General features: G+C 70.8%; 21 protein-coding genes and 1 riboswitch. Of the genes, 12 read left to right on the top strand and 9 right to left on the bottom strand.

Features of this window, described 5'->3' with window-relative positions; all coding sequences use genetic code 11:
- Positions 1-69 precede the first annotated feature (69 nt).
- The 4 genes from ACFVVX_RS14865 to ACFVVX_RS14850 form a co-directional block, all read right to left on the bottom strand.
- Positions 70-1,842 (bottom strand): ABC transporter substrate-binding protein, encoded by a 1,773-nt coding sequence (locus tag ACFVVX_RS14865; protein WP_387945324.1) that lies wholly within the window; start codon positions 1,840-1,842, stop codon positions 70-72.
- A gap of 54 nt (positions 1,843-1,896) precedes the next feature.
- Positions 1,897-2,886: an ABC transporter permease gene (locus ACFVVX_RS14860; protein ID WP_387945322.1), complete on the bottom strand. Its 990-nt coding sequence runs from the start codon at positions 2,884-2,886 to the stop codon at positions 1,897-1,899.
- 478 nt (positions 2,887-3,364) lie between these two features.
- The gene (locus ACFVVX_RS14855) at positions 3,365-4,306 is read right to left on the bottom strand and encodes an enhanced serine sensitivity protein SseB C-terminal domain-containing protein (RefSeq protein WP_387945320.1); all 942 of its coding nucleotides are present in this window, start codon (positions 4,304-4,306) and stop codon (positions 3,365-3,367) included.
- Positions 4,307-4,453: 147 nt separating this feature from the next.
- On the bottom strand, positions 4,454-5,236 hold the full coding sequence (locus ACFVVX_RS14850) for an enhanced serine sensitivity protein SseB (RefSeq protein WP_387945318.1): 783 nt from the start codon (positions 5,234-5,236) through the stop codon (positions 4,454-4,456).
- Between the two features lie 294 nt (positions 5,237-5,530).
- Positions 5,531-5,636, top strand: a riboswitch (glycine riboswitch).
- 228 nt (positions 5,637-5,864) lie between these two features.
- Here ACFVVX_RS14850 and gcvT point away from each other — a divergent pair.
- The 4 genes from gcvT to ACFVVX_RS14830 all read left to right on the top strand — a co-directional run bounded on the left by gcvT (position 5,865) and on the right by ACFVVX_RS14830 (position 10,343).
- Positions 5,865-6,986, top strand: coding sequence for a glycine cleavage system aminomethyltransferase GcvT (gene gcvT, locus ACFVVX_RS14845; RefSeq protein WP_387945316.1), 1,122 nt, complete (start codon positions 5,865-5,867; stop codon positions 6,984-6,986).
- 122 nt (positions 6,987-7,108) lie between these two features.
- On the top strand, positions 7,109-7,486 hold the full coding sequence (gene gcvH / locus ACFVVX_RS14840) for a glycine cleavage system protein GcvH (protein ID WP_387945314.1): 378 nt from the start codon (positions 7,109-7,111) through the stop codon (positions 7,484-7,486).
- A gap of 81 nt (positions 7,487-7,567) precedes the next feature.
- Complete coding sequence (gene glyA / locus ACFVVX_RS14835) at positions 7,568-8,836, top strand: serine hydroxymethyltransferase (RefSeq protein ID WP_387945312.1); 1,269 nt, start codon at positions 7,568-7,570, stop codon at positions 8,834-8,836.
- 139 nt (positions 8,837-8,975) lie between these two features.
- Positions 8,976-10,343: an L-serine ammonia-lyase gene (locus ACFVVX_RS14830; protein ID WP_387945310.1), complete on the top strand. Its 1,368-nt coding sequence runs from the start codon at positions 8,976-8,978 to the stop codon at positions 10,341-10,343.
- A 51-nt stretch (positions 10,344-10,394) separates the two neighbouring features.
- Here the strand turns inward: ACFVVX_RS14830 and ACFVVX_RS14825 are convergent, their stop codons facing one another.
- Positions 10,395-11,012 (bottom strand): MerR family transcriptional regulator, encoded by a 618-nt coding sequence (locus ACFVVX_RS14825; protein WP_387945308.1) that lies wholly within the window; start codon positions 11,010-11,012, stop codon positions 10,395-10,397.
- Between the two features lie 119 nt (positions 11,013-11,131).
- Between ACFVVX_RS14825 and ACFVVX_RS14820 the strand changes: the two genes are divergently transcribed.
- From ACFVVX_RS14820 to ACFVVX_RS14805, 4 genes are all read left to right on the top strand, one after another.
- Positions 11,132-11,575 (top strand): DUF3291 domain-containing protein, encoded by a 444-nt coding sequence (locus tag ACFVVX_RS14820; RefSeq protein ID WP_387945306.1) that lies wholly within the window; start codon positions 11,132-11,134, stop codon positions 11,573-11,575.
- A gap of 74 nt (positions 11,576-11,649) precedes the next feature.
- Positions 11,650-12,069 carry a hypothetical protein gene (locus tag ACFVVX_RS14815; protein ID WP_387945304.1) on the top strand — a complete coding sequence of 140 codons (420 nt, stop codon included), beginning with the start codon at positions 11,650-11,652 and terminating at the stop codon, positions 12,067-12,069.
- A 101-nt stretch (positions 12,070-12,170) separates the two neighbouring features.
- Positions 12,171-12,665: a MarR family winged helix-turn-helix transcriptional regulator gene (locus ACFVVX_RS14810; RefSeq protein ID WP_387945302.1), complete on the top strand. Its 495-nt coding sequence runs from the start codon at positions 12,171-12,173 to the stop codon at positions 12,663-12,665.
- Entirely contained in the window at positions 12,662-13,153 is a 492-nt protein-coding gene (locus ACFVVX_RS14805; protein ID WP_387945300.1) for a MarR family transcriptional regulator, read from the top strand. The genes ACFVVX_RS14810 and ACFVVX_RS14805 overlap by 4 nt, the downstream gene beginning before the upstream one ends.
- Before the next feature lie 58 nt (positions 13,154-13,211).
- On the opposite strand, the gene ACFVVX_RS14800 is transcribed toward ACFVVX_RS14805, so the two are convergent.
- Together ACFVVX_RS14800 and ACFVVX_RS14795 are read right to left on the bottom strand one after the other, a co-directional pair.
- Entirely contained in the window at positions 13,212-14,000 is a 789-nt protein-coding gene (locus tag ACFVVX_RS14800) for a hypothetical protein (RefSeq protein ID WP_387945298.1), read from the bottom strand.
- 67 nt (positions 14,001-14,067) lie between these two features.
- Positions 14,068-14,475, bottom strand: a complete 408-nt coding sequence (locus ACFVVX_RS14795; protein WP_387945296.1) for an ATP-binding protein — start codon at positions 14,473-14,475, stop codon at positions 14,068-14,070.
- Between the two features lie 165 nt (positions 14,476-14,640).
- Here ACFVVX_RS14795 and ACFVVX_RS14790 point away from each other — a divergent pair, with 165 nt between their 5' ends.
- From ACFVVX_RS14790 to ACFVVX_RS14775, 4 genes are all read left to right on the top strand, one after another.
- On the top strand, positions 14,641-15,453 hold the full coding sequence (locus ACFVVX_RS14790) for a helix-turn-helix transcriptional regulator (protein WP_387945294.1): 813 nt from the start codon (positions 14,641-14,643) through the stop codon (positions 15,451-15,453).
- Positions 15,450-15,650: a DUF397 domain-containing protein gene (locus tag ACFVVX_RS14785; protein ID WP_387945292.1), complete on the top strand. Its 201-nt coding sequence runs from the start codon at positions 15,450-15,452 to the stop codon at positions 15,648-15,650. Before ACFVVX_RS14790 ends, ACFVVX_RS14785 begins: the two co-directional genes overlap by 4 nt.
- 232 nt (positions 15,651-15,882) lie before the next feature.
- Entirely contained in the window at positions 15,883-16,803 is a 921-nt protein-coding gene (locus ACFVVX_RS14780) for a hypothetical protein (protein ID WP_387945290.1), read from the top strand.
- A 92-nt stretch (positions 16,804-16,895) separates the two neighbouring features.
- Positions 16,896-17,114, top strand: coding sequence for a hypothetical protein (locus ACFVVX_RS14775; protein WP_387945288.1), 219 nt, complete (start codon positions 16,896-16,898; stop codon positions 17,112-17,114).
- 410 nt (positions 17,115-17,524) lie between these two features.
- Here the strand turns inward: ACFVVX_RS14775 and ACFVVX_RS14770 are convergent, their stop codons facing one another.
- Positions 17,525-18,082, bottom strand: coding sequence for an ATP-binding protein (locus tag ACFVVX_RS14770; RefSeq protein WP_387945286.1), 558 nt, complete (start codon positions 18,080-18,082; stop codon positions 17,525-17,527).
- A 117-nt stretch (positions 18,083-18,199) separates the two neighbouring features.
- Entirely contained in the window at positions 18,200-19,468 is a 1,269-nt protein-coding gene (locus ACFVVX_RS14765; RefSeq protein ID WP_387945284.1) for an Ig-like domain-containing protein, read from the bottom strand.
- Positions 19,469-19,639: the final 171 nt, after the last annotated feature.

The following is a 19,639-nucleotide window of genomic DNA, read 5'->3' as shown; positions in this document are numbered from 1 at the left end:
TCCGGGATCTTCCGGACGGCGGCGGGCGCCGCTGCCTTCACCTGCCTTCAGGGATACGGAGCCAGGCTCTTACTTGGTCGTACCGATGTTCAGGTAGTCGTACTCGCCCGAGAAGGCCGAGGTGGAAACGACGTTGGTGGCGGTGTCCGAGCGGTACAGGAACACCTTGAAGTAGGTCAGCGGGACGTAGACCGCGCTCTCCATGACCTTCTTGTCGATCTCCGCGTAGATCTTCTCGCGGGCCGCCTTGTCGGTGTTGACCGCGGCGTCGTCGATCAGCTTGTTGATCGCGGGGTCGTTCAGCGAGGCCAGGTTGTTGTTGCCGGCCTCCTTGATGGCGCGGCCGTCGACGATCTGCTGCAGGAAGCCGTAGCCGGTCGGCCAGTCGGCGCCCCACTGCATCATCATCAGGCCGATGTTCTTCTCCTTGTTCTTCGCCGGCACGCCGACGTTGTCGGAGAGGTACTTGCCCTGCGGGAACTGCTGGATCTCGGCGTTGATGCCGACCTTCTTCAGCGCGGCCTGGATCGAGGTCGCGGCGGCGATCTCGGTGGCGCGCTCGGTACGGGCGGACAGGACGGTGGAGAAGCCCTCCGGCTTGCCACAGGCCTTGAGGGCCTCCTTGGCCTTGGCCTCGTCGCCCTTGTTGTCCTTGGTCTCGTACAGGTTGGTGTCCTGGTGGCCCGGGATGTCCGCCGGGAGCACCGAGTTGGCGATCTGGCCGCGGATCGGGCCGCCGATCGCGGTCTGCACCGAGACCTTGTCGATCGCGTACTGGACGGCCTTGCGGCAGTCGACGTTGTCGAACGGCGCGACGTGGCTGTCGATCGCGGTGTAGACCAGGCGGCCGCCGTACGCGTTGTCGGTCTTGGCCTTGAGCTTCGGGTTCTGCAGGATCTGCGCCTGGGTCTGCGGGTCGACACCGCCGCCGACGAGGTCCACCTGGGCGTTGCCGGCCAGCAGGTCCTTGTCGATGGTGGACTGCTCGATGTTCATCTTGAGCAGGATCTTGTCCGCGAGCTGCTTGCGGATCGGGTCGGTCTTCGCGTCCCAGTTGGTGTTCGGCACCAGCGTGAGCTGCTTGCCGTCCTCGTAGGACTCGAACTTGTACGAGCCCGAGGCGATCGGGTGCTTGACGTAGTCGGCGCCCTTGTCCTTGTCCTTCGGGACCGGGACGGTCTGCGGGGCGGAGACCAGGTAGTCGAAGTCCGCGAAGGCGTGCTTCAGGTGGAAGACGACGGTCAGGTCGTCCGGCGTCTCGATCGACTTCAGGTCGCCGGTCGCGTCCTTGTACGGACCCGCGTACGGGGTCTCGTTGTCGACCAGCAGCTCCTTGAAGTACGTCGGGCCGTTGGAGAACACGTCGGGCGCCCAGTTGGAGCGCTCCACCGCGTACTTGACGTCCTTGGACGTGATCGCGCTGCCGTCCTCGTACTTCAGGCCCGCGCGCAGCTTGTACGTCCAGGTCAGGCCGTCCGCGCTGGGCTTGCCCATCGACTCGGCGAGGTCCGGGACCAGCTTGTTGCCCTCGTCGCCGGGGCCCGGCGCGAAGGTGGTCAGCGGACGCCCGTACAGACGCGAGAAGTTGTAGATGTACGCGTAGTACGTGTTGCCGGGGTCGAGCGAGTCCGGCGTGCCCTTCATCTCGTAGGTGACCGTCCCGCCCTTCTTGTCCGAGGCGTTGACGATGCCCTTGGTGGCTGCGTCGGCGCCGCCGGCGGAGGCGGCGGAGGAGGACGAGTTGCTGTCCCCGCTCTTGGACGAGCTGGACGAACAGCCGGTGACGACCAGGACAGTGGCGGCGGCCACTGCGGTCAGCGCGACGGTACGGGACCTGCGCATGGTGGGATCAACCCCTTGAGGAGTGGTGGCGGATCGGAGGGTCCTGACCGGAGGTCAGTTGCTCTTGGGATCGAGGGCGTCACGCAGCCCGTCGCCGAGCAGGTTGAAGGCGAGCACCGTGAGGAAGATCGCCATACCGGGGACCACCATGTACTGGGGGTCCACCTGGTAGTACTTGATCGCGTCGTTGAGCATCCCGCCCCAGGAGGCCTGCGGGGCCTGGATGCCGACGCCGAGGAAGGAGAGGCCCGCCTCGAAGAGGATGTTGGTCGGGATCAGCAGGGTCGAGTAGACCAGGATCGGACCGACCAGGTTGGGCAGCAGCTCCTTGAACAGGATGAACGGGCCGCGGGCACCCAGGCTGCGTGCGGCGTAGACGAACTCCCGCTCACGCAGCGAGAGGGTCTGTCCGCGCACGATCCGGCCCATGTAGGGCCAGTTGAAGAAGCCGATCACGAAGATCAGCACACCGATGTGCAGCGGGAGGCCGTGCAGTCCGAAGGCGCCGCCCTGCAGCGAGGCGGAGATCGCGATGGCGAAGAGCAGCAGCGGGAACGCCAGGAAGACGTCCATCACCCGGCTGATCAGGTTGTCCACCCAGCCGCCGTAGTAGCCGGCCATCACGCCGAGCACGGTGCCGAGGGTGTTGGAGAGCAGCGTCGCGCCGAAGGCGACGAGCAGGGAGACCCAGGAGCCCTCGATGATCCGGGAGAGCAGGTCACGGCCCTGCAGCGGGTCCACGCCGAGCGGGTGGTCCGCGCTCATCCCGCCCCAGTCGCCCATCGGCAGGCCGCCGAGGTTGGCGTCCAGCAGGTCCTGGTTGAGTGCGTCGGGGTCCAGGTCGAAGAGCGACTCGATCGGCCTGGCCAGCACGGCGAGCACGATCAGCAGGATCACCACGATGCCGCCGGCGACGGCGGCCTTGTCCCGCTTGAAGCGGATCCAGGCGATCTGGCCGAGCGAACGGCCCTCGATCTTCTTGGCCGGGATCGCGGCGGCTGCTGCCCCCGGTTCGGTTCCGGCGGTCTTGATGGGTGCGGTCATGGTCAGTTCGGTCCCCTCGCCGACGGTGGCCGGCCCACGGGTGCCGGTCGCCGGTTCGGCGGTACGGCTGGTGCGGACGTGCGGAGGTGCAGATGCGGAGGTGCAGGTGCGAGTACGGGTTGTTCACAGCGGTACGGCGTGCTGGGTACGGCGTGCTGGGTACTGCGGCCGCGCGGGATGGGCGTCACGAGGCTCAAGCGGTCCGCCTGCGCGTTCACCTTCGTGGGGCTGCAAGTACGCGCGGTGCGTTGCGCAGAACTCTCTGCCATCCGAACTGGCTTGCGCCAGCCCTGACAACCGAGAGAAACGCAACTGTGATCTGTCGGCATGCACCTCCTGATCTCCGGTATATCCCTCTTCACACAGCTGTTACATGCATGTCAAGAGGGAGGACGGTACCGACTGGAAAATCGTCCGGAAAAACGCGGAAGCCGATCCGACATGTCGTCAGATCGGCTTCTCCGATGGGATTACAGCCCTATCGGCCTGGATATCCCGGCCAGGGCTGCTGCTGCTGCGGCGGCTGCTGGCCCGGCCAGCCCGGGCCGGGCGGCTGGGTGCCGTAGCCGTAGCCCGGCCCCGCCTGCGAGGCGTACGGCGGCGGCGGCACCGGCGGGTAGGGAGCCTGCGGGTGGCCCTGTACGGGCGCCTCACGGTCGTAGAACGGCCGCGCGTTGGCCCGCATCCAGAGCGCCACCGGGTCGTACTCGTCCCCCATCGCCACCGTCGAGACCGCCAGCCCCTCCGGGGCCACCGCGATCGCCCGCTGCATCAGCGCCCGGACGGCCTCCACGGTCGGGGGCGAACTCTCGTACAGCTCAAGACCGATGGCCAGGTACGGTTCGCCCACGGACGGCTGCACCCAGGCCCGGCGCAGCGCCTTGACCGCGCGCACCTCGCCCGCCTGCCGCTCCAGCAGCGCGAAGAACTGCTGGGCCGGCACCTGCGGTTCACTCAGCCTCAGCGGCCCGGCCGGCAGCCGGTCCAGACCCGCCGCGATCCGCCGCAGGTCCGCCCAGGGCACCCCGACCCCGCCGCCCGGCGCGTGCGGATTCAGCCACAGGCCCCAGCGGGTGCGGTACAGCGAGGCGGCGATCTCCCGGCCGGAGATCACCTCGTGCGCCCGCGCCCAGCCGGACGCGGCCAGCTGCTCGGGCGAGGTGACGGCCGGCGCGTAGCCGTGGCCGCTGATCTCCATGTTCCCGTACTGGGCGTCCTGGCTGCCGGGTGTGCCGTGCCAGAGCAGCATCCAGACCTGGCCCGCGGCGAGCGCCTGGAGCAGCGCCTCGTACGCCTCGTAGCGCTCCGGCCCGACCTCGCGCAGGGCACGCTCCAGCGCACCCGGATCCGCGCCGGGGCGCCCGGCGGAGGACTGGCCCCAGGGCCCCGGTGCACCGCCCGCTACCGCTCCCGCACTCATGCGCCCACCTCGCTGCGCCTCTTCTTCTCTCACCTGCCGCCGGCCCGGCGGGTGTCTGCACGCACCCTATGGGGCGCCACCGACCGCCGCCACGCCGACGTGCCTACAAGGGGCCCTCCTCCCCCGTGGCGGGTGAGGAGGGACGCGTCACATCCGGGTGTAGAACGGCTGGACCCGGTTGAGGAACCACTCGACGACGGGATCGTCCGCGAGGTCGAGCAGTACGAGGTGGACGCCCCCGGGCAGCGGCGCGGTTCCCAGCGCCCGGCCCAGCGCCTCGTTCACGGCCGCCGGGGAGACCGGGGCGCCCTGGTCCAGCTGGACGCCGATGAACATCACGGTCGGCTCGCCCTCGACGCTGGCCAGCGCGCGGCGGGCGGTCAGCACTCCGGGCAGGGCGGCCAGCTCGGCCCGGCAGACCGCCAGGAAGGCCTCCGGGTCCTCGCCCGGCACCGGCTCGCGCAGCGCCACCCGGCCGCCGGTCGGCCCGTCCTGGGCGTCCCAGCGGTCCTCGCGCGGGCCCCGCCGCAGCTCGGCCACGCCCTGCGGCGGCACCGGGATGCCGACCGGCGCCTCGGGGTTCACCGCGATGCCCACGCCGAGCGGCAGGCCCCGGGCGAACTCCCAGACCGGAGCGACCGCGAAGGCCATCCCGGGCGCCTGCTGCAGGAACACCTCCTGCGAGGAGAACACCGGCACGTAGGGGTCGCCGGCCAGCTCGATCGTCGGCAGGTCCAGCGCCCGGCCCTGCGGGTCGGCCCCGGACGGCAGCGGGATCCACACCTGGCTGCGGGCGAGCACCTCGAACACCCGGGGGGTCGCACCCGGCTCGCCGAGCGCGGCACTGAGCACCTGCTCCAGCTCGTTGGCCGGCCATCCGCCGCCCTGCGGGGCCGCCTCCGGGCCGCCCCACCCCTGCTGCTGCTCCACCGGGTACCCCATGCGCCCTGTACCGCCCTACTGGCTCGTCGACGCGTGCAGCCTAGCGCCCCGCGAGCGAGCCGAAGGGGCGCGCCGGTGCCGAGAGCGAAGAGCGACAAGCGACCGACGAAGGAGGGAGTGCCGCAGCGATGAGCGTCGGCGCCGGGTCCGAGCGCCCCGGAGGCGAGCCGAGCGGCAGACAGTGGGGCCCCACCCCCTCTCCCCTCCGGGGCACAGACGTGCCATGATGTGCGCGTCTCCGCGTGTTTCCCGCCGGAGGCCCCTAACTCCATACCGGCCGCTCGAACCCGCGCGGGAGAGCCCGGAGTACCCCGAGAGGCGGTACAGCCGGCGCCGAAGGAGCAAGTCCTCCCCGGAATCTCTCAGGCACCCCTACCGCACGGGTTAGGCACATCTGGAAAGCGGAACACGGCCCTGCCGTGCTCCCACCCACGGTGCAAGCCGCCATGCTGTCCTGTTAGCTGTAAGAGCTGCGGGCACGTGGGCGGTGAAGCTCTCAGGTTCGACGACAGATGGGGAGGCCCTGCCGCCGCATGCCCGCGCGCAGGCCGTGCCCCCGAGCGGGACCGGTCCGGCATGCGCACCCCTGAGTGCCCAGACCGAGGAGTTCCAGGCCATGTCGTCCCTCCGCCTCACCGCGCTCGACGCGCTGCACCGCGCCCTCGGCGCGACGATGACCGACTTCGCCGGCTGGGACATGCCGCTGCGCTACGGCAGCGAGCGCGAGGAGCACCTCGCCGTCCGCACCAAGGCCGGTCTGTTCGACCTCTCCCACATGGGCGAGATCACCATCACCGGCCCGCAGGCCGGCGAGATGCTGGACCACGCGCTGGTCGGCTTCGTCTCCGCGCTCGGCGTGCTGCGCGCCCGCTACACCATGATCTGCGCCGAGGACGGCGGCATCCTGGACGACCTGATCGTCTACCGCCTGCGCGAGGACGCCTTCCTGGTCGTCGCCAACGCCTCCAACGCCCAGCTGGTCCTGGACGAGCTGATCGCCCGCGCCAAGGGCTTCGACGCCGTCGTCACCGACGACCGCGACACCTACTCGCTGGTCGCGGTCCAGGGCCCCGAGGCCACCGCGATCCTGGCCGCCACCACCGACGCCGACCTGGCCGGCCTCAAGTACTACGCGATCCTCCCGGCCCGGGTGGCCGGCCGCGAGGTGCTGCTGGCCCGCACCGGCTACACCGGCGAGGACGGCTTCGAGATCTTCTGCGCCCCCGGCGACGCCGAGCAGATCTGGACGGCGCTGACCGAGGCCGGCTCGGACCGCGGCCTGATCGCCTGCGGCTTGTCCTGCCGCGACACGCTGCGCCTGGAGGCGGGCATGCCGCTGTACGGGCACGAGCTCTCCACCGAGCTGACCCCGTTCGACGCGGGTCTGGGCCGGGTGGTGCGCTTCGACAAGACCACCAACGAGGGCGCGTTCATCGGCCGCAAGGCGCTGGAGAAGGCCGCCGCCGAGGCCGAGGCCAACCCGCCGCGGGTGCTGGTCGGCCTGGTCTCCGAGGGCAAGCGCGTCCCGCGCGCCGAGTACACCGTGGTCTCCGCGGACGGCGAGCCGATCGGCCGGATCACCTCCGGCGCGCCCTCCCCCACCCTGGGCAAGCCGATCGCGATCGCCTACGTGGACGCGGCGCACGCCGCCCCGGGCACCACCGTCGCGGTGGACGTGCGCGGCCGGCACGAGCCGGTCCAGGTCGTGGCGCTGCCGTTCTACAAGCGCGCCCGCTGATCCGACCGGCGCGTCCGCCGGGGCGTGCTTCCCGGCCCGCCCGTTTCCACAGATCATCGTCGAAGCCGTCCGCCCGGCGGCCCGCTTCGCCGTACCCGCTTCCCATCCTGGAGAATGACGCCATGAGCAACCCCCAGCACCTGCAGTACACCAAGGAGCACGAGTGGCTGACCGCCGCCGAGGACGGTGTCTCGACGATCGGCATCACCAAGCACGCGGCCGACGCCCTCGGTGACATCGTCTACGTGCAGCTCCCCGAGGTCGGCGAGACGGTGACCGCGGGTGAGACCTGTGGCGAGCTCGAGTCCACCAAGTCGGTCAGCGACCTGTACTCGCCGGTCACCGGTGAGGTCGTCGAGGCCAACCAGGCCGTGCTCGACGACTTCGCCCTGGTCAACAGTGACCCCTTCGAGGGCGGCTGGCTGTTCAAGGTGCGCGTCGAGGCGACCGACGAGCTGCTGAGCGCCGACGAGTACGACGCCATCATCAACCCGGCCTGAGCCACCGCCGGGGCGGCCGCAGCGCGGCGGCCGCCCCGCACCGCCGGCCCGCCCTCCCTCCTCCCCTGGGAAGACCACACCATGACGGTTCTGAACCAGTCCCTGCACGCTCTCGACCCCGAGATCGCCGCCGCGGTCGACGCCGAGCTGCACCGCCAGCAGACCACCCTGGAAATGATCGCCTCCGAGAACTTCGCCCCGGTGGCGGTCATGGAGGCCCAGGGCTCGGTGCTGACCAACAAGTACGCCGAGGGCTACCCCGGCCGCCGCTACTACGGCGGCTGTGAGCACGTCGACGTGGCCGAGCAGATCGCCATCGACCGGATCAAGGCCCTGTTCGGCGCCGAGTACGCCAACGTCCAGCCGCACTCCGGCGCGCAGGCCAACGCCGCCGCGATGTTCGCGCTGATCCAGCCGGGCGACACCATCCTGGGCCTGAGCCTGGCCCACGGCGGCCACCTGACCCACGGCATGAAGATCAACTTCTCCGGCAAGCTCTACAACGTGGCCGCGTACCACGTCGACGAGAAGACCAACCGGGTCGACATGGACGAGGTCGAGCGCCTCGCCAAGGAGCACCAGCCGAAGCTGATCATCGCCGGCTGGTCCGCCTACCCGCGCCAGCTCGACTTCGCCGCGTTCCGCCGGATCGCCGACGAGGTCGGCGCCCTGCTGATGGTCGACATGGCGCACTTCGCCGGTCTGGTCGCCGCCGGTCTGCACCCCAACCCGGTGCCGTACGCGGACGTGGTCACCACCACCACCCACAAGACCCTGGGCGGCCCGCGCGGCGGCGTCATCCTCGCCAAGGCCGAGTACGCCAAGAAGATCAACTCCGCGGTCTTCCCCGGCCAGCAGGGCGGCCCGCTGGAGCACGTGATCGCCGCCAAGGCCGTGGCCTTCAAGGTCGCCGCCTCGGAGGAGTTCAAGGAGCGCCAGCAGCGCACCCTGGACGGCGCCCGGATCCTGGCCGAGCGCCTGCTGCAGGCCGACGTCGCCGAGGCCGGCGCCTCGGTGCTGTCCGGCGGCACCGACGTCCACCTCGTCCTGGTCGACCTGCGCAACAGCGAGCTGGACGGCCAGCAGGCCGAGGACCGCCTCCACGAGGTCGGCATCACGGTCAACCGCAACGCCATCCCGAACGACCCGCGCCCGCCGATGGTCACCTCCGGCCTGCGGATCGGCACCCCGGCCCTCGCCACCCGCGGCTTCCAGGCCGAGGACTTCCGCGAGGTCGCCGACGTCATCGCCGAGGCCCTCAAGCCGGCCTTCGACGAGACCGTCGCCGCCGCGCTGAAGGCCCGGGTCTCCGCGCTCGCCGCGAAGTACCCGCTCTACCCGAACCTGTAGTTCGGCCACAGGTGACCGGGCTCACCCCGCCGGGCCACCTGGGATTCCGGGGCACCGCGCACACTGGACAGTGCGCGCGGTGCCCCGATCCGTGTCCACCCCGCTTGTCCTTCCACGAGACCAGACAAGGACGTCCCCCGTGGCCATCAGCGTCTTCGACCTCTTCTCCATCGGCATCGGCCCCTCGAGCTCCCACACCGTCGGCCCGATGCGCGCCGCCCGGATGTTCGCCCGTCGGCTGAAGTCGGAGGGCCTGCTGACCGGGGTCACCGCCGTCCGCGCCGAGCTGTTCGGCTCGCTCGGCGCCACCGGCCACGGCCACGGCACCCCGAAGGCCGTCCTGCTGGGCCTGGAGAACAACTCGCCGCGCACGGTCGACGTCGACCAGGCCGACGTGGACGTCGAGCGGATCACCGCCGAGAAGCGCCTGCGGCTGCTGGGCACCCACGCCATCGACTTCGACCCCGACACCCAGCTGATCCTGCACCGCCGCCGCTCGCTGCCGTACCACGCCAACGGCATGACCATCTGGGCGTTCGGCGCCGACGGCTCGACGCTGCTGGAGAAGACCTACTACTCGGTCGGCGGCGGCTTCGTGGTGGACGAGGACGCGCTGGGCGCGGACCGGGTCAAGCCCGACGACACCGCCCTGAAGTACCCCTTCCGCACCGGCGACGAGCTGCTGCGGCTCAGCCGGGAGACCGGCCTGTCCATCTCCGGCCTGATGCTGGAGAACGAGAAGGCCTGGCGCTCCGAGGAGGAGATCCGGACCGGCCTGCTGGAGATCTGGCGGGTCATGCAGGAGTGCGTCCGGGCCGGCATGTCCCGCGAGGGCATCCTCCCCGGCGGCCTGAAGGTGCGCCGCCGGGCGGCCTCGGGCGCCCGCGCCCTGCGCGCGGAGGGCATCGGCCCGGCCAACGCCATGGAGTGGGTCACCCTCTACGCGATGGCCGTCAACGAGGAGAACGCCTCTGGCCGCCGCGTGGTCACCGCCCCCACCAACGGCGCGGCCGGCATCATCCCCGCCGTCCTGCACTACTACCTGAACTTCATCCCGGGCGCCGACGACGACGGCATCGTCCGCTTCCTGCTCGCCGCCGGGGCGATCGGCATGCTCTTCAAGGAGAACGCCTCCATCTCCGGCGCCGAGGTCGGCTGCCAGGGCGAGGTCGGCTCCGCCTGCTCGATGGCCGCGGGCGGCCTCGCCGAGGTCCTCGGCGGCAGCCCCGAGCAGGTCGAGAACGCCGCCGAGATCGGCATCGAGCACAACCTCGGCCTCACCTGCGACCCGGTCGGCGGCCTGGTCCAGATCCCCTGCATCGAGCGCAACGGCATGGCCTCCGTGAAGGCCGTCACCGCCGCCCGGATGGCCCTGCGCGGCGACGGCCGCCACCACGTCTCCCTCGACAAGGCGATCAAGACCATGAAGGAGACCGGCGCCGACATGAAGATCAAGTACAAGGAGACCTCACGCGGCGGCCTCGCCGTCAACGTCATCGAGTGCTGACCCGGCCGACGCCGTGCGCCTGAGCCCCCGGACGGGATTCCGTCCGGGGGCTCAGGCGTTGCGGCGGGCGGACTCGTTCTCCTGGGCCAGGCGGCGCAGGGCGAGCAGGGCGGGCTCCATCAGGACGGTGAGCAGCAGGGCGCGCTCGGCCTGGGCGAGCAGGTCGTCGGAGGGGTGGATCTGGTCGAGGTCGAGGACGGCGGTGCGCTCGGCGAGTTCGGCGTAGGGCAGCAGGGTGTGCCAGTCGATCGGCTCGCCCAGGGAGCGGAGGGTCTCCAGGGTCTCGGCCAGGACGGCGCGGGCGGGGGCGTGCGGCGAGACGTCCCAGCCCAGCTCGGCGACCAGGGCGTCCACGTCGGCGCCGCCGGGGACGGCGGGCGGCTCCTCGCCCTCGCCCACCGGCCGGGCGCCGAGGACGAGGCCGAGCACCTGGTGCTGCTCGCCCTGGTGGGCGGAGACGGCTCCCAGCACCTCCCTGGTGGCGCTCACGCTGAGCCCCCGGACCCCGATCAGCGCCCGGACCAGCCGGAGCCGGCGCAGGTGCGCCTCGTCGTACTCGGCCTGGGTGGCGGCCGTGGCACGGCCCGGCTGGAGCAGCCCCTCCCGCAGGTAGTACTTGATGGTCGCGATCGGCACCCCGCTCTGGCGGCTCAACTCGGAGATTCGCACGGCATCCCTGCTTTCGGAATCGGACTGACCTGTGGACTGGCCATTGGATACCCCTACTGTCTAACATAGATAGTGCCACTACCCAGTAAGTCCGACCTCGCCACGGAGGCGTATCAGCCATGCCCACGCTCCCCTGGACCACCCCGAATCCGGCCACTGCGGGCACCGAGGCCCTCGTCATGGCCTCCCGCTTCGAGCTCCACTCGCTCAGGGACGTCCCGCGCTTCTTCCTGAAGTCGCTCGCCGTCTGGCGCCAGCTGCGCACCGCCCCCGGCGCGCTCGGCGGCTCGCTGATCGCCCAGCCGCTGAAGCGCACCTTCTACACGCTCTCCGCCTGGGAGAGCCGCGAGACCCTGAACGCCTTCGCCGGCGCCCAGCCGCACCGCTCGACCATGACCAGCCTGCGGTCGACGATGAAGACCTCCACCTTCACCTTCTGGGAGGTCCCGGTCGAGCAGCTCCCGATCCCCTGGGCGGAGGCCCGGACCAGACTCGCCCGCGCCGCGTCCGAGAAGGCCGCGTCCGAGCAGGCCGCCACCCAGGACGCGCCGAGACCGGCCTGACCGGCCGGACGCGCGGGCACGGCCGGTCCGACGGCGGCGGCGTTCGGGCCGGACCGGCCCGGTACGGTGACCCCATGGCTGTCGATCACGCGCACAACTCCCTTCCGCCGAGCGGCAATGCGCTCCTCCACGACACCTCGCGGCCGTTCGCGGAGCGGCTCGGCCGACTGGTCCGCGCCTGGGCGGAGTCCGGCCAGGAGGCGGACTGGCTGGTGAACGGCCGCGCCTACTTCGCCCTGTGGTGCTGGCACCTGACGGACGCCCGCCGAGCCGGACGGTACGACGAGGAGACGACCGCCTACCTCCGCGGCGCCCACGCGGCGAACGGCGGCGCACCCGGCTGGGACGCCCTGCTCCGCCGGCGGGACTTCTGCTCCTGCCACGGCGAGCAGTGGCGGTTGGAGAACATCTCGATCTGCCTCGGCTGCATGGACCACGTCTGCTACCAGCTCGGCGGCCGCTGCCCCTGCGGCCGCACGGAGGTCGTCGGCTGAGCCCGGCGCGCCACCGGGACCTCGTGGCACGCCCGGCCGTCGCCAGGCGCCCGCCCGAAAAATAGTAGCCATGGACATAGTAGCCATGTACTGTATTCACCATGAGCAAGGGTTCACCGGGTCCCACGCCCGGCTTCCTGGTATGGCGACTCGCCAACAAGTGGCGCGTCGCAGTCGACCGCGCGCTGGCCCCGCTGGGCCTCACCCACGCGCAGTACTCGCTGGTCGCGTCGCTGCACGGCATGCAGCGCGCCGGCGAGCGGCCCAGTCAACGCCGACTCGCCGACCACACCGGGCTGGAGGCGCTGTACGTCTCGAAGCTGGCGCGCGCCCTGGAGTCGGCCGGCCTGATCGAGCGCACCCGCGACCCCCGCGACCCCCGCGCCGTACAGCTCGCCCTCACCGAGCAGGGCCAGGCCGTCACCCGGCAGGCCGTCGCGGCGGTCCAGGAGCTGCTCCAACAGCTGACGGAGCCGCTCGGCGGCCTGGACGCCCCGCGGACGCACGCCTTCACCGCCGAGCTGACGGCCCTGCTCGACGTACCTCTCGCTCCATCCCTACCGCCCGACGAGAGCACTCAGGGGACAACACCGTGACCACCACCGGCACAGCCACCACCAGCACAGTCACCGGCACCGCACCCACCGGCACCGCCCCGCTCGCCGACGCCCGCGCGCTCGGCCTGGCCCACTACGCCGCCCGCGCCGTCCTGGAGCACGTCCTGGCCCGGCACGGCCTCACCTTCCAGGAGCAGGTCGCCCTGCGCGCCGCCGTCACCGCCGAGGCCCCGCAGACGCCGGACGACCTCGTCGCCCAGGTCCAGCGCTCCCTCAAGGCCGATCCGGCCGACCTGCACGCCACCCTCGACGGTCTGCTGGTCAAGGAGCTGCTCGTCGCGGACGGCGCGAGCCTGCGCCCCACGGACGCCGGGCGCGAGCTGCTCGCCGCCGTCGGCGCGCAGACGGCACCCGTCTCCGCCCGCATCTGGGGCGGGATACCCGAGGAGGACCTGGCCGCCGCCGGCCGCGTCCTCGCCCTGGTCACCGGGCGCGCCGACGCGGAGCTCGCGGCGCTGACCGCCTGATCGCCTGATCACCACGGGAGCAGGAGCACGGGAGCAGGAAGTCGGACAGGCCGACTTCCTACTCCCCGGACTTCTTCGGTGCCACCCAGATCTCACCGGGAAGCGGGCGGTCGGCCGGGACCGGTTCGCCGTAGCCGCTGAGGGTGAAGGTGCCGGACGGCTCGCGACCGGAGGAGTCGAACTCCACCTTCAAGGGGTAGGGAGTGCCCTCCGCCGCCACCGAGACCTTCGTGATCCCGGACAGTCCCGCCGAACGCAGCACGACCACCGGGGTCCCGCCGACCGTGCCGGTCGCGATCCGGGTGACCTTGAGGGTCTTCGTGGTGGGCGACTCGCTGCGGATCAGGTCGGCGACGAACTGGGCGGAGCACCGCGCGCGCCACTCCTTCAGCACGGCCTCGTCGTCCGGCTGCCACTTCGACATCAGGGCGAACACCTCCTCGCGGTCCTCGGGAGGGGTGTGGCTCCTGGTGTCCGAGTCGTACTCCAGCCAGGCCCGGTCCGGGTGCGACCAGCCCTCCTCACCCACCTTGCGGAAGAGGAAGGAGCCGTGCTCGACCCTGGACTCGCCGACACAGTTGTCCTGCTGGTCGAAGGAGACGCGGTAGCCCGGGTTCGTCGTCCGGCTCGGCTGCTCGGCGAGCAGCGTGACCGAGGGGGCTCCGAGCAGCGCCTCCCGGGCCTTCTTGGCGAGTTCGAGCGCCACGGCGTCCTCGCTGGGCGAGGCCGTGACGCTCGGGGTTGCCGGGGCTTCCGGGGGCGGACTCTTCTCGGCGGCACCGCACGCCACCAGTGCCACCATCGCCACGGCGGCCAGACCGGCCGACAGGACTCCCGAAGTCCGCACGCTTCCACCCCTGTTCGATCCGGAGCCTTCACTGTCCCATACAGGGAATGGAGTGGCCGACGGGCGTCTACAGCTTCAGCTGGAACCAGACGGTCTTGCCGATGTAGCCATCACCGCGGAGGTGGGCGCCCCAGGAGTCGGCGAGGGCGGTGACGAGTTCGAGCCCGCGGCCGCTCTCGTCGTCGGGGGCGGACCGGCGGGGCTGGGGGAGGTCCTCGCTGGCGTCGGTGACCTCGACCCGGAGGAGCGCCGGGTCGAGCAGCAGACAGCGGACCCCGACGAGGCGGTCCCGCGGGGCGCGGGCGTGACGGCAGGCGTTGGTGACCAGTTCGCTGAGGAGGAGCATCGCGATCTCGGTGGCCTCGTCGGGGACGTGCCACAGGAAGGCCTGCCGAAGCAGCTGGACGCGCGCCCGGCCGGCACTGCGGGGGTGGCGGGGGAACATCCACTCGATGTCGACAGGCTGAGTGATCATCAGGATCCTTGGGGGCATGGGGTCTTACGGCGTCACTCACAGGGGCGGAGTTCGGCCAATTCACGTTCCAAGAGTCGACATCCGGGCATAGCCTCGGGAGTTGCAACCGAGGTACAGCGGCGAAATGTCTCGCCAGCCGACCAGCACGGGAACGGGGGTCCGGGGATGAGCGCGCCCGCGCAGCAGCCGATGGCTTGGAAGTACTGCGGCGATCAGATCAAGCGGTGGCGCGATCAAGCCGGTGTGACACGAGAGCAGTTGAGCGAGGCCGCCAACTACGACATCGAGAGCGTTCGATCGATGGAGGCGGGAAGGCGGAAACCGTCGTTCAAGCTGCTGTCGACGGCTGATGAACTGTGCAACGCCCGGGGCATGCTGCTGGGCGCACAGGACTTCCTGAAGCCGGAGAAGTTCCCGTCCTACTCGAAGGGCTTCACGCAGGCCGAGAGCGAAGCCATCGCCCTCCACGCGTACGCCTCGCTGGTGATTCCAGGCTTGCTACAAACCGAGGAGTACGCCCGAGAGTTGATCAGCAGCGCATACCCACCCCTGGATGATGAGACGGTGGAAGTCCGCGTCGCCGGTCGGATGCAACGGCAGGAGCGGCTGAGGAAGTCACCCACGACGACATACGGCTTCGTGATCTACGAAGCCGCATTCCGAGCCATCGTCGGCAGTGCAGGTGCCATGAAGCGCCAGCTGGATCACATGCTCGACGTCGGCAATCTGCGCAACATCTCAATTCAGGTCCTGCCCATCGACCGTGCGGCCCGAGCGGCACTCGACGGGCCGATGGTTCTCCTGGAGACCCCGGATCACGAGCAGATCGCCTACGTCGAGGGGCAGTACACGGGGATCCTCTACGCCGACGCCGAACGCGTGAACATCCTCGCGCAGCGCCATGGCATGATCCGCATGCAGGCCCTCAGCGTTGAGGAGTCTGTAGCGTTCATCAGAAGAACGGCGGAGGAGCTATGAGCACCGGACTCGGTTGGTTCAAGTCCAGCTACAGCAACAGCGACGGCGGGGACTGCGTCGAGGTCGCCGCCTCCCCCCACTCCGTCCACGTCCGGGACTCCAAGGACAAGGCCGGGCCGCAGCTCTCCTTCTCCCCCGCCGCCTGGGGTGACTTCCTCGCCTTCGCGGCCGAAGCTCAGGTGTCGGCGGCCGAGTGACCTCCTAGTGGAATGGGTGGGTAACCAACCACCTCCCATCCACCCAACTACCGCTACTGCCAGCATGTATGACTAATCGTCACTGTTGGCCACCATGCGTTCCCGACGTGTAGCGTGCGCACCAACGAATCAACCCCCGCCGGTGCGCCAACACCGAACGGGGGTTTGACCAGCACGATCGATCGGACTCGATCCTGTGGCTACCCACGACTTTAGCGTTCCCGCTCCCGCCATGGCCTCGTCCGGCTACGGAAAGCGCTCCGCGCCGGGCGAATCCGCCCGCAGCGCCGAGGACTTCGCACACCTGCCCGTCCGCGAGGCGTACCTGGCGAGCCTCATCGACCATCTGCCCGAAGGGGCGGCGATGGACACCAAGACGCTCGCCGCGCACCAGCCTCTCTACGGGCAGCAGGCCGTCCGGACCGCACTGAACAGGCTCTCCGCCGCCGGGCACCTGCGCCGCATCCGCGAGCGGGTCGGCGCCGACCGCACCCAGTGGGTGTTCCGCACCTACTTCTCCCGCACGTCCCGCACCGACGGCTGGTGGGCCCACTTCCTCGCGACCGGCGAGGCCCGTGCCCAGGACGCGCCCGCCGAGGTTCACCCGGACGAGCGGCCGGCCCCGGAGCCGCCCTGTTCGCCCGCCTATGCCGCCCTGGCCGGGCTCGGCCTCGCCGATGCCCGCCTGTCGCTCTCGGCCGCCGACTGCGCCGCCCTGGAGCCGCTCGCCGCCCAGTGGCTGGCGCGCGGCACCACCCCGGACCTCTTCACGGCAGCCCTCGTCTCGGGGCTCCCGCCCTCGGTCCACAGCCCGGCCGGCCTCGTCCGGCGCCGGTTGGTCGACAAGATGCCCCCGGAACGCGCCTGGCCCCCCGCCCCGGCAGCGCCCGGCCGGGTCATGGAGTGCACCGCCTGCCGCACCCCGGGGCGCCCGACAGCCCTCCTCGGCGGCATCTGCCGCGCCTGCCGCACGGGCACCGCCACCGCACCCCCACCCCAGGCCCGGCTCGCCCCGGCGGCGGTCCGTACACACGCCGCCCGCATCCGCACCACCGCCGGCTGGACCCCTGCCCCACGCACCTACCGGTCGACGGCCATCGCCCCGGTCCGCCGGGCGAACTCCCGCACACCGGGCAGCCCCACCGGCGCATAGAGAACGGACGCCCACACCCAACCCGGCCTGCGGGGCGAGCTCGACCCGTCAGAGCTGATCAGAGCCCATCAGAGCACCAAAGGAGGACCACCATGGCCGGAGTCGTAGCGGTCTATGCGCAGTGCCGTACTGCGCCCGCCGTGATCGAGGATCTGGATCTGCAGCCGCCCCGGCCGTGGTGCCTCGCCTGCGCCCTGGTCCTGATGAAGGTGGGCGAGCCCGTGACCAGTTACCGGGAGCTCGACGGCGGTGGCGCGTACACCCGCGCGCTCGCCGGGACGGGCACCACGCAGACCCTTCGCTTCGGCTGAGCCCGGCCCGGCTCGCCCCGGCGGCGGTCCGTACACACGCCGCCCGCATTCGGACTGGGCTGATCACCAGCCGATCATGAATATTCACAGGCAGCGGCGTTAACCTATGCAAATTCCAAAGGTGAACTAGGTTACAAACCTTGCAATCAAAGCCACCCGGTTTGCCCACATGCTGAGATCCGTGCAATAGTCGAGGAAGTCCAACGGCGGGCAACGACAAATCCCGCCATGGACACCCAGAACTACGGCTGGCCCGACCTGGCGCAGCCGTCGACCATCGCACGGCACGCACCCCCTTGGCCGGCGCGATGACTTGCACGGGCCCCCACGCACCGGACCACGGTGACATCGGGGGCCCTGCGCGTTTTCCGGGCCGAGCAGGGCCGGGCAGGGCCGAGCCCGGCCGGGCCTCAGTGCCGGTCGCGGACCTTCAGCTCGAACCAGACGCTCTTGCCGCGCGGCAGCAGGTCCGCGCCCCAGCGGTCGGCCAGGTCGTCGACGATCTTCAGGCCCCGCCCGAACTCGTTGATCGGCAGCGGCTCGGCGAGGATCAGACAGGGCAGCGCCCGCGAGGAGTCCCGCACCTCGACCCGCAACCAGCCCGGTTTGCGCGTCACCTCCAGGCCGATCGTCCGCCCGGCGGCATGCCGCACCGCGTTGGCGACCAGCTCGCTGGTGAGTAACTCGCCCACCTCCAGCTGCTGGTGCAGATCCCAGGACTCCAGCACCGAGAGCACCAGTCGGCGGGCCACCGGGCCGGACTCCGGCCGGGACGGCAGCCGGACCTCGCCCGGCTCGGCCTGGTCGCACAACTTGCCGAAGTACATCTGCTCCAGCTCCTTGGAGCTGCGTCCTTCCAGCGTCGCGAGCGCGTCTTGGAAGCACATCCAGGACGCGTCAGCGACCAAGCTGGACCCAGGAAGTGATGACTGATCTGTTTCGCCCCAACCCGCCATGCGGACCATCATTGCGGAACGCAAGCGGCCGCGTACGGACAATGAGCAAACGATCACCACCCATTCGGCATATGCCGGACGCAACCCGGGTCCACGAACCGTCAAGCCCGGGTTGCCGCCGACCGCCTCCTACCAGGCGCTCCAGGCCAGGTTCCAGCCGCTCAGCCCGTTGTCCGGAGCGACCTGGCCGCGCGAGGAATTCTGCACCTTCACCACGTCCCCGACGAGCGAGCCGTCGTAGAAGGTGCCCGCGGAGGTCGAACCGCCGCCGCCCTTCACGTCCTTGAGCCCGACGCAGCCGTGGCTGACGTTGTCCTCGCCGAAGACGTTGCTCCAGTAGTTGCCGTGCACGTACGTGCCGGAGGTGGTCAGCCGCATCGAGTGCGGCACCATCAGGTCGTACGGCGCGCCGGTCATCCCGGGCATGCTGCTGGACTGCATCCGCACCACGCCCTCCTTGGACATCACGACCATGGTGCCGTTCCAGGTCGGGTGCTCGGGCGAGCCGGAGGTGATGTCGACGACCGAGGTCTGGCCGGCGGTGACCACCGTCATCTCGTGCGTCTTGGCGTCAACCGTCGAGACCTGCGATCGCCCGATCGTGAAGGGCTCGTCCCGCTCCACTCCCCCGTAGACGCCGGGGGCGATCTCCACGTTCTTCAGCCGGTAGTGCACGGTGACCTTGGTGCCCGGCGTCCAGTACGCCTCGGGGCGGAAGTCCAGCCGGCGGTCGCCGAACCAGTGGCCCTTCACCACCGTGCCGTTGTCGGACTCGAAGGTGATGCCCTTGGCGACGGCCTCCTTGTTCTTGACGTCCTTGTCGAAGTCCACCGAAACGATCATGCCGACGCCGTAGGTGGCGTTGTCCTCGACGTTGTCGCTGGCCTTCGCCTCGCGCTCCGGCGTCAGCGTGGTGAAGCTGCTGTCCGCCGCGGCGACCACGCCGTTGGCGTCCGCCGCCATCGCGCTCACCTGGTAGGCGGTGCCGACCGCGAGGGCGGCGGACGGGGTCCAGCTGCCGCCGTCGGCGGCGATGGCCCCGGGGACCTCCTTGCCGGCCTTGTCGCTGACCTTGACCGTGGTGAGCTTCCCGCCCGCCACCGCGACCTTCAGCGCGCCGTTCGGCGCCACGTCGACCGAGCCGGCCTTCGGCTGGATGTCCAGCACCGCCTGCGAGGTCTTCGGCGCCGCGCTCGACGCGGCGGCGGCCGGCGCCGCGGCCGGGGCGGAACCGCCGGCGCCGGCCGGGGCGGTCGACGCGGCCCCCGCGGTCGCGCCACCCCCGAGCTCCGCCTTGGCCGCGCTGCCGCTGCCGCCGCCGTCCCCGCCACAGGCGCTGGTCAGCACCATCACGCCGCCCAGCACACCGGCAGCCATCACCCTGCGTATCGACTTCACGTCGATTCCCTCCCTTGCTCCCGCCCTGGCCCCTGTGGACCCGACAGATACACGCGGGGACCACGGAAAAGGTTGCGCCATTCAGGTGGCAATTACCCCGGGAACCACGACCGGCCCGACCCCAACGAGTGAGGATCGGGCCGGTCGTCATCGAACCGGGACTACCGGGGG

Origin of the sequence: Kitasatospora sp. NPDC058170 (genome assembly GCF_042883905.1) — a bacterium.
Taxonomy (GTDB): domain Bacteria; phylum Actinomycetota; class Actinomycetes; order Streptomycetales; family Streptomycetaceae; genus Kitasatospora.
This window is presented reverse-complemented; position numbering and strand designations above follow the sequence as displayed.